This is a genomic window from Pseudoalteromonas sp. APC 3358 (assembly GCF_030408075.1).
GTDB classification, from domain to species: Bacteria; Pseudomonadota; Gammaproteobacteria; order Enterobacterales; family Alteromonadaceae; genus Pseudoalteromonas; species Pseudoalteromonas arctica.
Map to the genome: position 1 here is coordinate 140,688 of NZ_JASDCE010000001.1, position 16,514 is coordinate 157,201.

General features: G+C 40.1%; 12 protein-coding genes. 11 read left to right on the forward strand and 1 reads right to left on the reverse strand.

Going from position 1 to position 16,514, the window contains the following annotated elements:
* Positions 1-686 precede the first annotated feature (686 nt).
* From QL995_RS00620 to QL995_RS00650, 7 genes are all read left to right on the forward strand, one after another.
* A complete protein-coding gene (locus QL995_RS00620) occupies positions 687-1,550 on the forward strand; it encodes a DUF6279 family lipoprotein (protein WP_290291601.1) in 864 nt (287 codons plus the stop codon).
* An 85-nt stretch (positions 1,551-1,635) separates the two neighbouring features.
* Positions 1,636-2,664, forward strand: a complete 1,029-nt coding sequence (locus tag QL995_RS00625; RefSeq protein WP_290291603.1) for an XdhC/CoxI family protein — start codon at positions 1,636-1,638, stop codon at positions 2,662-2,664.
* A complete protein-coding gene (locus tag QL995_RS00630; protein WP_290291605.1) occupies positions 2,658-3,251 on the forward strand; it encodes a nucleotidyltransferase family protein in 594 nt (197 codons plus the stop codon). The genes QL995_RS00625 and QL995_RS00630 overlap by 7 nt, the downstream gene beginning before the upstream one ends.
* Before the next feature lie 199 nt (positions 3,252-3,450).
* Entirely contained in the window at positions 3,451-3,939 is a 489-nt protein-coding gene (locus QL995_RS00635; RefSeq protein ID WP_007582016.1) for a (2Fe-2S)-binding protein, read from the forward strand.
* 12 nt (positions 3,940-3,951) lie between these two features.
* Positions 3,952-6,243, forward strand: coding sequence for a molybdopterin cofactor-binding domain-containing protein (locus tag QL995_RS00640; RefSeq protein ID WP_290291607.1), 2,292 nt, complete (start codon positions 3,952-3,954; stop codon positions 6,241-6,243).
* 186 nt (positions 6,244-6,429) lie between these two features.
* The gene (gene moaA, locus QL995_RS00645; RefSeq protein WP_024593165.1) at positions 6,430-7,401 is read left to right on the forward strand and encodes a GTP 3',8-cyclase MoaA; all 972 of its coding nucleotides are present in this window, start codon (positions 6,430-6,432) and stop codon (positions 7,399-7,401) included.
* A gap of 169 nt (positions 7,402-7,570) precedes the next feature.
* Positions 7,571-8,608, forward strand: a complete 1,038-nt coding sequence (locus tag QL995_RS00650; protein ID WP_356947976.1) for a GGDEF domain-containing protein — start codon at positions 7,571-7,573, stop codon at positions 8,606-8,608.
* A 10-nt stretch (positions 8,609-8,618) separates the two neighbouring features.
* Here the strand turns inward: QL995_RS00650 and QL995_RS00655 are convergent, their stop codons facing one another.
* Positions 8,619-9,557, reverse strand: coding sequence for a LysR substrate-binding domain-containing protein (locus tag QL995_RS00655; protein ID WP_007582020.1), 939 nt, complete (start codon positions 9,555-9,557; stop codon positions 8,619-8,621).
* Between the two features lie 119 nt (positions 9,558-9,676).
* On the opposite strand from QL995_RS00655, the gene QL995_RS00660 reads away from it, so the two are divergent.
* Genes QL995_RS00660 through QL995_RS00675 form a run of 4 tightly spaced genes read left to right on the forward strand, consistent with a single transcriptional unit; the run spans position 9,677 to position 16,452 of the window.
* A complete protein-coding gene (locus QL995_RS00660; RefSeq protein ID WP_290291612.1) occupies positions 9,677-10,846 on the forward strand; it encodes an efflux RND transporter periplasmic adaptor subunit in 1,170 nt (389 codons plus the stop codon).
* Between the two features lie 9 nt (positions 10,847-10,855).
* Positions 10,856-14,008 carry a multidrug efflux RND transporter permease subunit gene (locus QL995_RS00665; protein ID WP_290291614.1) on the forward strand — a complete coding sequence of 1,051 codons (3,153 nt, stop codon included), beginning with the start codon at positions 10,856-10,858 and terminating at the stop codon, positions 14,006-14,008.
* Entirely contained in the window at positions 14,001-15,413 is a 1,413-nt protein-coding gene (locus QL995_RS00670) for a TolC family protein (RefSeq protein ID WP_101217022.1), read from the forward strand. The genes QL995_RS00665 and QL995_RS00670 overlap by 8 nt, the downstream gene beginning before the upstream one ends.
* Before the next feature lie 10 nt (positions 15,414-15,423).
* Entirely contained in the window at positions 15,424-16,452 is a 1,029-nt protein-coding gene (locus QL995_RS00675; RefSeq protein ID WP_290291619.1) for a zinc-binding dehydrogenase, read from the forward strand.
* Positions 16,453-16,514 lie beyond the last annotated feature (62 nt).

Consider the following 16,514-nt stretch of genomic DNA (forward strand, 5'->3'; position numbering starts at 1 on the left):
TAATGTCTCCAATTAGTAATAGTTACGATAGGTTTTAGGGCCAGTATATCTTGCCGCGATTAAATAGCGCCTAAATAGAACAAGTTTTAATCCCGAAAGGTAAACAGACTTTAGTTAAATGCTAAATTATTAAATTTTTGCACTATTTACGCATTTTAAACGTTTAAATACTCAATGCATTTAAGTAGAGACTAAATCGGTTATTATAAATAGATGCAAAAAAGGGTGTCTACTGTTATGTTTTACGCCAGCTTTAGCGCAAACGCAAGGCGATACCTTATCAGATCGTGCGTATAAAATGTAAATAATAGCGCGGTGGACTTTTAAGGTAAGTAAACGAGTTTAAGAAGTGTAAGATACAGATTTTATAGAAAATTTAAAGAAATAAAAAAAGCCCGTTAGGGCTTTTTTGAGTCATATTAACCGTCACTAATATGAGCAATGTAGCAAGTAAATGTGATATTTGATGTTATTACTTGGGTCGAGTAAGTAATAACACGAAGCGGCACGCTCTTCTTTTAATGTGTCAGCATCCTTGCTGAATATTCTTCCGTAGGCACTGAGGTCGTTACACTGTGTTTGTGCGAACGATTATCAGTTAGATCTAAATGCAAGTCAATACTTAAATGATAATTATTATCAAATGAGTTTTGAGCTTTGCCATAATCTAAATAATAGAGAAGGTTATGCTTAATAATTTCAAAGCAAAAAAACTAAAACAGATATGCCTTGCTGTAAGTATGTTGTTTTTATGTAGTTGTTCGGCATCTTTTACTTACAATAATTTGAGTTGGCTTTCATCGTTTTGGGTTGACGATTATGTTGATTTAAATAAAAAGCAAAATACACAGCTAAAAAACATAATTACAACAACACAAAATTGGCACCGAACTACCCAGTTACCCGCCTACAGACAAGACATACAAAATATAAAAGTATTGTTTAACCAAACATTGGAGGCTAAACAATTAAAAACACAGGTTGTGCTTGCAAAACAACATTGGCAGAACCTACTTGGGTACGCAAAACTGCCTTTAGCTGAGCTTGGAGCAACCTTATCAAGTGAGCAAAGAGGTGAGCTTTTAGACAATATCCAAATAAAAATTAACGACGAACGCGAAGAATTTAACGAACAAACCCCGCTTGAGCGAAAAAGTGAGCGTTTGGAAGAGCAATTTGAATACTACGAGCAGTGGATAGGCAAGCTTAATAAACAACAAAAAGCACTGATTAAATCAACTAATGAACAACATCAAGATGCAGGAGCGCTGTGGTTAGAGTACAAGCAAAACCGTTTGAATGCAGCCAAACAGGTATTTACAAATGCTGAAATTACAAAAAAAGAATTTATAAATCAGTTAAGTACGGTTATTGAAGAGCGCGAACTTTATATGAGCGACGCACTATTGAAAAGCAATGAAGCAAACTTAAATTTATATATAAATTTACTCTACGAATTAAACCTAACTCTAAATGATAAACAACGCCAAAGCGTTAATGATCAATTTGATGAGTTAATTGAGACCTTAAACGATATAATAGAAAACTAAATTGTGCGTGAATTATTAAGTTTTAAATTAGCTGTTTAGGCTGGCTTGTTTTTAAACGCAAAAAATGCTTTTTAAAGGGCAATATATGGTTACAGATTTGAAAAGTATCTTAAACACTTGGTATCTCAATAGGGACAACCAAGAATGGGTTTTAGCTACTTTGTACAAAATTGAAGGCTCTAGCTACAGAAAACTAGGGGCTATGATGCTTATTTCGAGCCTAGGCGAGCGCTTGGGCATGCTTTCAGGAGGCTGTTTAGAAGCTGACATACAGCGCCACGCTAAACAAGTAATGAGTACTTTAACCAGTAAAACCATTAGTTATGATGCCACCGATGAAGACGATTTAACATTTCAACTTGGCATTGGTTGTGGGGGCATAGTACACATTTTACTGCAGCCCATTCACAAAGCTAATGACTATTTACAGTTAGAGCTTGTATCTAAAGCACTTAATGAGAATAAACCAGGGCGATACCTTCAACAAGTAAGCCCCATTTTGCCAGCCGGCAGTGGTGTATTTACGCAAGATGATGAGTTACATGGTTTATCAATGAACCGCAAAGCGCAGTTGGTAGAATTACAAGGCGCTACGTGCTTGCAAACTTCTATTTATCCGCCGCCTCATTTATTAATAGTGGGTGGTGGCGCAGATGCAGTTCCGGTTTATACATTTGCCAAACAACTTGGTTGGAGTGTAACTGTATGGGATACACGCGCTGCCAATGCAAAAAGGCAATACTTTAAAAATGCAGATGCTATTTTGCGCTCCACACCGAGTGAGTTAAAAGAATATTGCATAACTAATAAAGTAGATGCTGCTATTTTAATGGCTCACAGCGTTGAACTTGACGCCAGTACGTTGGCTCAATTTAAAGATGTTCCATTTAAATACATAGGGTTATTGGGACCTAAGCACAGACGTGAACAAGTTTTAGAGCACGCAAATACGCGTGTTTCACAAATAAAGTCTCCTGTTTTTGGGCCTGTCGGTTTAAATTTAGGCGGCGACTCGCCAGAGAGTATTGCACTATCGCTGATCAGCGAAATACATGCAGTGCTGTGTGATAAAGATGCCCAATCACTAAGTCATTGGGGGCAAGAGGCGTGCTAATTGCAAAAGTTGTTTTAGCCGCAGGTCAATCATCTCGCTTTAACGGCTGTAAATTAACGGCTGATATCGGGTTTGGCAAAACAATGATTGAGCATGCAGTAAATACACTTCAAGCACTTGATGACACGCCGGTGTATGTAGTTACCGGGGCATGGCATAAAGAAGTATCACAAGCACTGGCAGTTTATAAAAACATAGAGCTCATTGAGAACAAGCAATGGAGCCAAGGTTTAGGTAATTCAATCGCGATAGCTTCTCAAACAGTGTTTAAAAATAAGTCCTTTGATGGGATTTTATTTATGCTTGCGGATCAGGTTGAGCTAAAAGTAGCGCACTTAAGTGAGCTAGTTACTGGTTTTACACGTAATCCATCGCGCTGGTGCGCAAACTATGGCGAGCGTTTAGGTGTACCCGCTATATTCCCAGTGGTTGATTTATCTCAGCTTGCAAGCTTAACTTCAGATAGAGGTGCACAGCAATTACTGCGCTCCAGCAGTGAGGTCGTCAATACAATTAGTTTACGTAGTGCGAGTTTAGACATAGATACTCAAAAGCAGCTAAGTAATTTTATAGCTAAAAATGAGTGAAAAAGTATTAGTAGGGCAAAATAAGTTTTAGCTGCGCTAACGCTTTAGTGCAGTGGTTATGGTATTTAGCTGTTAATGTAGCTGATGCGGTAACTATATGTGTTATGGATTAGTAGTTACAACAATCTTAACTGTTATAACTTGCGTTTAGATTAAATAATTTAAACACGGGTTATAAAGCTTAATCAAGGGGCAAGCTATGGTGACGTTTACAATTAATGGCAAGGTGGTTGAATCACACGCAAGTGAAGATACACCATTGTTATGGGTTATTCGTGATGAAATTGGATTAAAAGGTACGAAGTTTGGTTGCGGTATTGCAATGTGTGGTGCGTGTACGGTGCATTTAGATGGGCAAGCAACTCGCTCATGTGTTTTACCAATTGGCGCAATTGCAGGAAAAAACATTACCACAATTGAAGGGCTTAATAACGAACACCCACTTCAAAAAGCATGGGTTGAAGAGCAAGTACCACAGTGCGGTTACTGTCAGTCGGGACAAATAATGCAAGCTGCTACATTACTGGCAGCTAATCCAAGTCCTTCAGATGAAGAAATAGTAAGCCATATGAATGGTAACTACTGTCGCTGTATGGCTTATAAACGTATTAAAACTGCTATTCAACGCGCTGCAGATGAGTCACAAAGTGTAGTAAATATATTTGATCCAAATGCACAAGACGCTTAACTGGAGCCGATAATGAAAAAATTATTTCAAAAAAATAGCGAAACCGTTAATTTAAATCGTCGCTCGTTTATGATTGGCACTGCTAGCGCAGGCTTAGTCATGGCGTTTGCCCCTGCGTTATTTTCGGGTTCGGTCAGTGCAAAAGAATCAATTGCGCAACAAGCTTTTTCACCCACTATTTGGTGGACTATGAGCACCGACGGCGCCGTAGAAGTGAGTATTGCTAAAGCTGAAATGGGTCAACATATTGGTACTGCTCTTGCGCGCATTGTGGCTGATGAGCTTGAATGTGATTGGGATAAAGTATCAATTACCTACGTAGATACCCATGAAAAATGGGGCTTTATGGTAACGGGTGGTTCGTGGTCTGTATTTCAAAGCTTCAAGCCATTATCTCAAGCCGGCGCTGCGGGTCGAATTGCATTAATAGAAGCCGGAGCTAAAATGCTCGGCGTGCCTGCAGACAAATGTCGTGCTGAAAAGGGCTATATTATTGCAGGCGAAAAATCGGTTAGTTACGCAGACATAGTTAAAAAAGGCGAGTTTAATCGTACATTTACCAGTGATGAAGTTGCAAACCTTCCACTAAAACCTGCTAATAAACGTCATTTAACTGGGCTTAAACAAGACTTTAAAGCGCTTGATATACCAGCCAAAACAAATGGTACCGCAGTATATGGGATAGATGTAGAAGTTGAAGGCATGCTGTACGCGCGACCAGTAATACCGCCAACCCGTTATGGCAGCACAGTAACAAACGTTGACGATAGTGCAGCAAAAGCTATTAAAGGTTACAAAGGCTATGAAATTTTAAATGACCCTAGTAACACAGTGCAAGGCTGGGTTGTTGTATTAGCTGATAGTTACCCAAGTGCCATTAAAGCAGTAGATGCTTTAAAGGTGAGTTACAAAAAGGGTGAGTCAGCAAATATATCTGAAGCTGATATTCAAAAAGAAGGTAAGCGATTATGCGAGCAACGCGACTCGGGTACTTTATTTGTTGATCAAGGCGATATAAAGAAAACTCAAGCAGATGCCAGTGAGTCGTTAGAATCAATGTATACCACAGCGACAGCAAGTCATTATCAGCTAGAGCCATTAAATGCGGTTGCAGAATTTAAAGACGGAAATTGGATTATTCATACAGGTAACCAGTGGCAGTCACTTACGTTACCAGCGCTTGCTAAAGCACTCGATATAGAACAAAACAAAGTAATTATTCGTCCTTATTATTTAGGTGGTGGTTTTGGTCGTCGATTATTTGGTGACTGGGCTGTACCTGCAGCTCTAACTGCAAAAGCAGTAGGTAAACCAGTAAAGCTGGTATTTACACGAGCAGACGATAGTTTATTCGATCAGTCTCGTTCTGCATCTGCTGCAAAAATGACAGCGTCGTTTGATAAAAACGGTACTTTTACTGGTTTAGAGCATGCATTTGCTGCAGGTTGGCCTACTAAAGCAATGGCACCAGCGTTTTTATCACCGGGTGTTGATGGTAAAGGTAAATTTGATGCATTTTCGGCATCAGGCGCTGATCATTGGTACAGCATGAGCAGTCATCGTGCACGCGCTATTAATAACGAAGTTGCACAAAGCACCTTTACTCCAGGTTGGTTACGTTCAGTAGGGCCAGGTTGGATTGCATGGAGTCTTGAGTCGTTTATTGATGAAATTGCCCATAAGCAAGGCAAAGATCCAGTTCAATTTAGAATTGAAATGTTAGACGGTAAAGGCAAGCAAGCGGGTAAAGCACCTGAGAGCGTTGGCGGAGCACTGCGCTTACGTAATGTGCTTAAAACGGTGTCTGATAAAGTAGCTTCTGTTAAATTAGCAAAAGATGAAGGCATTGGCTTTTCTGTAAGTTCAGGGCAAGAACGTACTATGCCAGCATGGCTTGCAACCGCAGCGCATGTTCATGTTAACCGTGATAGTGGTAAAATAACGCTCAAAAAGCTCTATGTTGTTGTAGATGCTGGCTTAATAGTTCACCCAGATGGCGCACTGGCGCAAATTGAAGGGTCGTTACTATGGGGCAGCAGCCTTGCATTGCATGAATCAAATACGTATAAAGATGGACAGGTATCAGCGACTAACTTTAATACTTATTTACCGCTAAGAATGCAAGATGTGCCAGATATTGACATTGAATTTTTACAAAGCGATGAGTTTCCAGTTGGTTTAGGCGAACCTGGCGTTATAGGGGTTGCTCCTGCGATTGGTAATGCTGTATTTAATGCAGTAGGCGTACGTTTACGTGACCTACCAATGAAGCCAAGCGAACTTAAAAAAGGCTTAGAAGCGTAAAACAAAAATAACTAAAGGGGTATGCTTTATGCTGCTCCTTTAAGTTATTAAATATATTTATGTAATTATTATTTATGTATCAATAAGTAGCGTTGTTTATACCAATTTGCTTAATTAAATGATTAAGTATTATTGCAAATTGGTATTAGGTTGTTATTACGTGTTGATATTAGTTAAGGTTTATTTATGCTAATCGACCCAACAGGGCGAGAGTTTAGTTACTTACGTTTGTCTATTACTGATGTATGTAATTTTAAGTGTGTTTATTGTTTACCAGATGGTTATCAGGGCGGGCCAGACCGTGGTTTTCTCACAATTGATGAAATTAGCAACACGCTTAAAGCGTTTGCACACCATGGTATCGAAAAAGTAAGGATCACTGGCGGAGAGCCAACGCTTAGAAAAGATTTTATAGATGTTGTTCGCGCGGCAAAAGATGTCGCGGGCATAAAAAAAATTGCAATGACTACCAATGGTTTTTCTCTTCATAAGAATATTCATGACTGGGTGGATGCAGGCTTAAACGCCATTAATGTAAGCATTGATAGCTTAGATTCACGCATGTTTAACACCATTACTGGGCATGACAAATTTACCTCAGTAATGAAAGGTATTGATACTGCGCTTGAAACGGGTATTGATTCGGTAAAAATAAACAGCGTGCTGATGAAGCAATACAACGCAAAAGAGTTTGATACATTTTTAAATTGGGTTAAACACCGTCCCGTTACCATCCGCTTTATAGAATTGATGCAAACAAACGACAACAAAGCCTTTTTTGATGCTAACCATGTTTCTGGGCAAGTTTTAAAAACTCAGTTATTACAAACGGGTTGGCAGCAAGTTGCGCGTAGTGCATCAGCAGGTCCTGCCCAAGAGTTTGCTCATCCTGATTATCAAGGCAGAATTGGTTTGATCATGCCTTACAGCAACGACTTTTGTAGTACCTGTAACCGATTAAGGGTTACAGCAAAAGGGAATCTGCACTTGTGTTTGTTTTCTGAAGAGGGTATTTCGCTAAGAGAATATATGAACGACAGTTCAAACAGCGAATTAATGGCATTGTTATCTCGTTATATTAAAACCAAAAAGCCAACTCACCTTTTACACCAAGGTAATACAGGTATTACTACTAATTTATCCATGTTAGGTGGCTAGTTGTTAAAGCCACTTAGTGATATTAAAGCATCAAACGTGTTTCTAAAACACACTACATTATCCCTAAAATGTAAATAACTGGTTGTATCTACATGGTTTTATATCAACAAGGCTTGTTAAATTGTATTTTCACGTTAAACTTACTTTTTATTTTTATTAAGTGATTAGAATGGATATCGCGGCTCTTAATAGCACTAAATCATTAAGAAAGGACGTTCTGAGAGGGATGTGTCTTTGTTTTGGTTTTTTATCGGTAGGATTTGCGGGATTTAATTTAACCGTAAATAACTTTCCATTGCTTGGCTATATCGAAATCTGTTTTTCTATTTATTGTATATTTACTTATATTTCACTTATACGCCGTCCACTACAGTTTTGGCAATCCTTAATAATGTGTGTACTTATAACGTTAATTGTTATTTTAGGTACATCCTTAGCATCGCCTCGTAATGGTGTGTTTGTATGGTCGTTTGCATTACCTATTTTGTACTACCTGTTATTAGGTAAACAATATGGTGTAATTTTCTCTGCAAATTTATTAGTTATCCAAGTGTTTATTTTAGGGAGTAAGTCTACACTTGCCCCCTTTGAAACTTTTAACTTATCCCTTAATCTACTCTGTGCTTATTTAAGTATTTGGGCGATTTCTCATGTTTTTGAAGGGAGCCGCTCACACTTTTCAAAGCGCCTTAAAAATTTAGCGTTACTTGACCCATTAACGGGTGCAGGTAATCGCCTTTCAATGAACCACTACTTTGAAGTTGAACTACAAGATAAGTCACAGTTATATTTGTTTTTACTCGATTTAGACTTTTTTAAGCAGATAAATGATGAGCATGGCCATGGTGTCGGTGACCAAGTACTTATCGAAGTGGCCACTTTACTAAGAGTTGTGCTTGGTAGAGGGTATGTATTTAGAGTAGGCGGTGAAGAGTTTGCTTTATTTAGCTCTTTTGCAAATGAAGAGGCTGCACTTAATACCGCTGAACAAATAAGAGCACGTTTTGAAAATACCACATTTGACATTGACGGCCTTGCAATTAATGTTACAACCAGTATTGGTGTTGCAAAATTTAAAAGTACTAATTCATTGGAAAGCTTTGTAAACCAAGCAGATAAACAGTTATACAAAGCAAAACAATTTGGCCGCAATAAAGTGTACTGTAAGTTTAAAAAAGAACACACCTATGAAACGGTAGTTGCTTAAGCAGGGTTACTTAATACATTTGCTCAAAGTTGGGGATCCCGTTTTCCCAAATCGGTTTATCTTTTCCTAAATGCTCGCGCACAGCATCAAAAAACAACCGGGTCCTCACTGGTAAATCTCGGTGCGGATATACGGCATACATCGCACTAAACTCCATCAGTTTTACATCGGTCAATAAAGGCACTAGCTTACCTTGTATTATTTCATCACCAATAATAAATGCAGGGGCAACAAAGTAAGTTGTTCCCGATAATGTTTTCATTAACAATGACTCGGCATCATTAGCACGAAACACACTTTTTATTTTTTGCTCGCAGCGTTCACCCTTACTATCGTAGTAATCTATGGTTTCTACTCGAATAGAATTACTGGCATAGCTTGCTGCTGGTAATTGCGCTAACTCTTCGATTGTTTTTGGCATACCGTAAGTTTCAATAAACTGCGGTGCAGCTAAAATTAATAATCGGTTACGCGCTATTTTACGTGCAATAAGTGACGAATCTTTAGGCTCACCTACACGAAAAGCCAAATCAAATCCTTCAGAGACTATATCTACTAATCTATCGTCTAAACGCAGTTCAACTTCTACTTGAGGAAAGCGTTTTTGAAAGTCATTAAGTACAGGTTGTAAATAACGACGACCAATAAGTGTTGATGAAGTGATTTTTAATACGCCACGCGGTTCTAAATGGTAGTTTTCAGCCATGCGTACGGTTTCGCCGAGCAGCTCTCTAAGCTCAGCGGCTTTTTTGATCATTTCGGCACCCGCCGCTGTGAGCGAAAATGAACGCGTGGTTCGGTTAAGTAACCTAACGCCTAACTCATCCTCTAAACGGCTAATTTGTTTAGATATAACAGAGCGATCTATGTTGCGTATTTCTGCAGCTTTAGCAAAAGAGCCTTGCTCAACCACTTCAAGTAACATTAAAAGTCGACTTGTTGTATCCATTATTACACCTTAACTAATCTATTGATGCCATTTTGGCATTAATGAATTTAAAAATCTATGGTTTTTACACACGGGTTTAATCCGTATTATGCGAGGCTAATCAACAATGGAGCGTCTTCATGAACAAACATCTAATTGCTGCTGCACTTACTGCGGCATCTTTAACACTTGCGGGTTGTGCTGATGAGAGCACAGCTCAATCAGCACCTGCACAGCAACTTCAACCAATTGATGTAGCACAGGTGCTTGTTAAGCCGGTACAAAGCTGGCACACATATACAACTCGTTTAGAGTCTCCACAAGAAGTTGCCTTAATGCCGCGTGTATCGGGAATCATCGATAGCATTGAATTTAAAGAAGGCGATGTGGTTAAAGAAGGCGATGTTTTATTTCAATTAGATGCTCGTCCATTTGCGGCCGTGGTTGCTAGCTTAAAAGCACAGATTAACAGCGCAGAAGCTGCCTTAGAGCAAGCTAAAAGTGAAGACAAACGTGCGGTACGCTTATTAGACCGTAAGGCAATCTCAACTGAACAAGCACAAGCGCGTACTTCAACACTACGCCAACGCGAAGCACAGCTTTCTGCACTTCAAGCACAACTTACTTCAGCAGAGCTTGATTTAGAGTTTACGTCAGTAGTATCACCAATTGATGGCATTATTTCTCGCGCAAATATTACTAAAGGTAATAACATACTTGCGGGTCAAAGCGTATTAACGTCAATTGTTTCAAACCAAGCTATGTATGCTTATTTTGATGTTGATGAACGCACATGGAATAGCTCTTTTAATGATGTTACTGCTGCGAGCCACCAAACTGTTGTAATGCAAAAAGTGGGTCAAAGCGATTTTGCATACAAAGGCTACATTAACTTTATTGATAACCAAATTAATTCATCAACGGGTACATTACGCGTACGTGCGGTATTTAATGAAGACAATAACCAATTACGCGCAGGCTCGTTTGCACGTATCAAGCTTGCAGCCAATTCTATTAGCGACGCTATTATTATCCCAGAACGTGCAATTGGTACTGACTTAAAAAATCGTTTTGTATTAACCGTTGGCGAAAACAACGTACTTGAATACAAACTAATTACTATTGGTGAACGTTACGGTGCATTACGTGCGGTTACTTCAGGCCTTAACGAAGGTGATGTAATTGCTGTAAATGGTCCTGCTCGCGTAGGTCCTGGTATGCCAATCTCTCCGCAAACAGTAACAATTGATACAAGCGGTGTGGCATTTACATTGTCAAACGACAACGCACAACTTGTGGCTAAGCAATAAGGTTTATTGATGAAATTCTCGCATTTCTTTATACAGCGTCCAATATTTGCGGCCATGCTGTCATTGGTTATTTTAATTGCTGGTGGTATATCACTATTCCAATTACCAGTAAGTGAATACCCAGAAGTAGTTCCTCCAACAGTTGTTGTTACCGCTAACTACCCAGGTGCTAACCCTACCGTTATTGCGCAAACAGTAGCAACACCGCTGGAGCAAGAAATCAACGGTACTGAAAACATGCTATATATGTTTTCGCAAGGTACCAGTGATGGCCGCATGACACTAACGGTAACCTTTGCGTTAGGTACCGATTTAGACCGTGCTCAAGTACAAGTACAAAACCGTGTAAACAGTGCACTTCCGCGTTTGCCAGAAGAAGTACAACGTTTAGGTGTTGTGGCTGAAAAGTCATCACCAGATTTAACCATGGTAGTGCATTTATACTCACCTGAAAAAACGCACGACACAGCTTACTTATCTAACTATGCTGATTTAAATATTAAAGATGAAATTGCGCGCTTACCAGGCGTAGGTGATATTCGCATGTTTGGTGCTGGCAAATACTCAATGCGAGTATGGCTAAACCCAGATGCACTTGCTGCACGCGAATTAACAGCAACAGATGTAGTGACAGCACTTCGCTCGCAAAACCAGCAAGTTGCTGCAGGTAGCTTAGGTGCGCAACCAATTTCAAACGACAGTCAATTTCAAATACTGTTAAACGTTAAAGGTCGTTTAAACAGTATTGAAGAATTTGAACAAGTTATTATTAAAGTAGGCGACGAAGGTCAGTTAACGCGTTTATCTGATATAGCCCGTGTTGATTTAGGTCAAGACACTTACGCACTGCGTGCAGAGCTTGACAACCAACCAGCTCTTGCAATGCCAATATTTCAACGCCCAGGTTCAAACGCTATTGAGCTTTCCGATCAAGTACGCGAAACAATGGCGCGCTTATCAAAAGATTTTCCTACCGGTGTTGAATACGACATTGTGTACGACCCTACGGTATTCGTTCGCGGCTCAATTGACGCGGTAATTGCCACGTTGCTTGAAGCAATTGTACTGGTAGTTATTGTTGTTATTGTATTTTTACAAACGTGGCGAGCATCAATTATTCCGCTAATTGCTGTGCCTATTTCACTTATTGGTACATTTGCCGTAATGCAGTGGTTAGGTGTCTCAATTAATACCTTGTCGTTGTTTGGTTTAGTATTGGCCATAGGTATTGTTGTAGATGATGCGATTGTAGTTGTTGAAAACGTAGAGCGTAATATTGAAAAAGGCTTATCGCCACTTGAAGCAACCCGCGTTGCAATGAGTGAAGTAACAGGCCCTATTATTGCTATTGCGCTAGTACTAAGTGCTGTATTTATTCCTACTGCGTTTATTACCGGTTTATCAGGTCAATTTTATAAGCAATTTGCACTTACAATTACAATTTCGACGATTATCTCAGCGTTTAACTCATTAACGTTATCGCCTGCGCTTGCTGCATTGTTATTAAAATCGCATGATGCAAAACCAGATGCATTTACGCGTTTACTTAATAAATTGTTTGGTCGTTGGTTGTTTAAACCATTTAACCGCGTATTTAATCGTGGTGCTAAAGGTTACGAAAAACTGGTACAAAAACTAATTCGTATGACCGTTGTTGTAATGGTGGCTTACATTGCACTTGTTGGCGGCACAATTAAGTTATTTGATACCGTACCAGGTGGCTTTATTCCACAGCAAGATAAACAGTATTTAGTGGCTATTGCGCAGTTACCTGACGCATCAAGCCTTGATCGTACTGAAGACGTACTTGCTCAAATGCAGCAAATTGCATTAGAAGTACCAGGGGTTGCACATACTGTTGCTTTTCCTGGCTTATCAGTGAACGGTTTTACGAATAGCCCTAACAGCGGCATTGTATTTACACCACTTGAAAGCTTTGACAAACGTACCGACCCAAGCCAATCAGCGATGGCGATAGCGGCGCAGTTGAATAAACGTTTTTCCGCCATTGATGAGGCATTTGTAGCGGTATTTCCACCGCCGCCAATTCAAGGTTTGGGCACTACCGGTGGTTTTAAACTGCAAATAGAAGACAGAGCTAATAAAGGGTTTGAAGCATTATTTAATAGCCTGCAAGCAGTTATTGGTAAAGCGCAACAAGACCCTGCATTAATGGGCCTGTACTCAAGTTTCCGTATCCAAGTTCCACAAATGGATATTGATATTGACCGCGAACAAGCGCTTATTCAAGGTATTCCACTTGATGAAGTATTTAATGCACTGCAAATTTACTTAGGCTCTGTGTACGTAAATGACTTTAATATGTTTGGCCGTACGTACCAAGTAAATGCACAGGCTGATGCTGACTATCGCTTAGACCCTGATCAAATACTTAATTTAAAAGTACGGAACCGCTCAGGTAATATGGTGCCATTAGGCTCTGTATTAACAGTAACACCAACAATTGGTCCTGACCGTGTTATGCATTACAACGGTTACCCAAGTGCAGAACTAAATGGTAGCCCAGCGCCAGGTTATAGCTCTGATCAAGCACAAGTTGCTATTGAAAAAGTACTCGCAGACACACTACCAACAGGTATTGAGTATGAGTGGACTGAAGTAACGTACCAACAAGTACTTGCCGGTAACACCATGGTTTATGTATTCCCGTTAGTTGTATTACTTGTATTTATGGTACTTGCAGCGCAGTACGAGAGCTTACGTTTACCACTGGCAATTATATTAATTGTACCAATGACTATCTTCTCAGCCTTGTTAGGTGTGTGGTTTGTTGGCTCTGACAACAACATATTCACCCAAATAGCGTTAATAGTACTGGTCGCGTTGGCTTCTAAAAATGCGATATTGATGGTTGAGTTTGCAAAAGATAGACACGACTCAGGCTTATCGCACTTAGAGGCAATACTTGAGGCATGTCGTATGCGCTTGCGCCCAATATTAATGACGTCAATTGCATTTACAGCAGGTGTTGTACCGTTAGTACTTGCCACCGGTGCGGGCGCCGAAATGCGACACGCAATGGGTAACGCAGTATTCTCAGGGATGATAGGTGTAACCGTGTTTGGCCTATTGTTTACGCCGGTATTTTATATGTTAGTGACTAACAAAAAAGAGAAAGCGCAGGAGAATACTCATGACTAAATTAATGCAAAAAAGACTTAAAACAAGTCTGACTGCCAGTGCAGTATTAGTCGCTGCGTTTTTAGCCGGGTGTGCGAGTAAAATAGACACCATGAGCGAGCAAAAAGCCGTTAACGAATTTGTTGCTAAAGCTAATATTGCTAGTAACGTTAGCGTTGCTGATGAAACAAACTGGTGGAAAAAGCTTAATTCTGATCAACTAAATGAGCTTGTTACTGGTGCGCTTGCAAATAACTATAATTTGCAAACAAGCCAGCTAACACTTAAAAGTGCATTAGCGCGACTAGGAGAGCAAAAAGCCCAGTACCTTCCGCAAGGTGGCGTAAATGTTGGCGCAGCTCGAAGCGATGCACCAAGCGTGTTTGACCGCCAATCAAGTGCAAACGTTGCACTTGATTGGCAGCTAGATTTATTTGGTCGCATAACAGCGTTGGTTGATGCTGCAAATGCATCAGCCATGAGCCAAGCAGAGCAAGTACGCTTATTACAAATTGAAGTAGTTTCGTCAGTTGTTAAAGGCTTTGTAAGTTATCAAGGGAATGTTGAAAAACAACACATTGTTACGCTTCAAATTGAAGCGCTTGAGCAAAGTATTGACGTTCTTCAAGCCCGTGTTGACGAAGGCGTCGCAAACGAACTTGATTTAAACCGTACGATGGCGCAGCTTAGGCAGCAACAAGCATTAATGCCTGCTATTGAGTATGCAAAATACAGCGATTTATCTGCTCTTGCAGTACTAAGCGGTAAGCTAGCGCAAAATATTGCTATTGAAAACGAGCAAGGCGTGCTTGAACGTGACTTTAGCGTAGCACTAAAAAACGCTAATAATGCCATTGCCTTACGTCCAGATATTAGCCGTGCACTGTTTGACTTTAGCCAAGCAAATAGTTTAAGTGTTGCAGCTAGTAAAGCGTTATTACCCGATATTAGCTTATCTGCATTTGCAGGGGTTGTGAGTATAGATAGCACAGGCTTAAAAAATACCGACCAACAGTGGCAAGTAGCGCCGCAGTTGCAATGGTCGTTATTAAGCTACCCAGCATTATTAGCACAGCGCGACGCGCAGCAGTTTTTAAGTGAAGCCGCTTACAGCGATTATCAACAAGTGGTATTAACTGCACTAAGTGAAAGTGAACTTTCACTGCAATTGTTGGTCAATCAAGCACAGCAAAAACGCTTTGCCGATGAGCGCTATGACTTTGCTAATAAAGCATTTTTACAAGCACAAGCAATGTACGAAGAAGGTCAAATTCCTTACCTTGAGTTGTTAGATGCGCGCCAGGATGTTTTAATAGCACAAGAAAATGCTGTTGAAACAACAATTTCTTCACTGCTTGCCAAAGTAAATGCTTACCAGTCATTTAATGGCCAATGGAGTTATGCGTTAAACGACACTAATAAGTAGAGTTATATTGATGCCAAATACTGAAAATTTACATGAATACATTATCCCGCAAACGATGCGCGCTATTGTACTGCCAGAACCAAATGAAGCAATTGACTTAGCGGATGCTGAGCTGCCTGTTCCTATTTGTGCAGATAACGAGCTGCTTGTAAAAGTAGAGTACGTTGGTTTAAATCCAGTTGATGGTCAATTTGCTAAAACAGGCTTTTGTAAATGGCAGTATCCACACATTTTAGGCTTAGATGCCGTAGGTGTTGTGGTTAAAGCTAATAAAGGTGTGTTTCCAAATGTTGGCCAGCGCGTTATGTGGCATGCCAACATTGGTGAGCAAGGTGCTTTGAGCGAATACACCAAGGTACCTAACTTTGCAGTGTCGGTTGTGCCAAGCGGTTTAAATCCGGCCATTGCAGCAACACTTCCATGCGCCGGTATGGCAGCACTTATTAGCTTAGATAAAATAGGCATTAGTGAAGGCGATACTATTTTTATTGAAGGCGGAGCCGGAGCGGTAGGGCAGTTTGCTATTCAATATGCAAAACAGCGCGGTGCAGATGTATTTACCACGGCATCAAAGCGTAACCATAAATTGGTTAAGCAGCTAGGCGCTGATGTGGTTTTTGACTATAGCGATAAAAAGCTATGCGAAAAAATCCGCAGAGAACTTGGCCCACAAGGTTTTGACGCGGTTATTGATACGATAGGTGGTGAGTGTACTCAGCGTAATATTGAGTTAATGCGTTTTTGCGGACGTATTGCCTGCTTAAATCCGCTACCTTGCTTTGATCAAGACTTAATGTATCACCGAGCGCCCAATATTAGCGTTGTATCGATTGGTGGTGCATGGCTTGCTAATAGTTTATGTGCACAACAACGTTTGAGTTTTATGGGCAATCTGTTACTTGAAGGCGCTGTTAGTGGCGACATTAAACACCCAGAAATAACGCCCGTAGATTTTAGTGCTGAGTCAGTATCGCAAGCGCTTAATAAACAACTTACTGGTGGTTTTACCGGCAAGCAAGTTGTTAAAGTTGCTAAGTGAAGCGCTTATACAATTTGATTTAAATTTAGGTAGTTTTAGCTAGATTAACTGATAATGTAGCC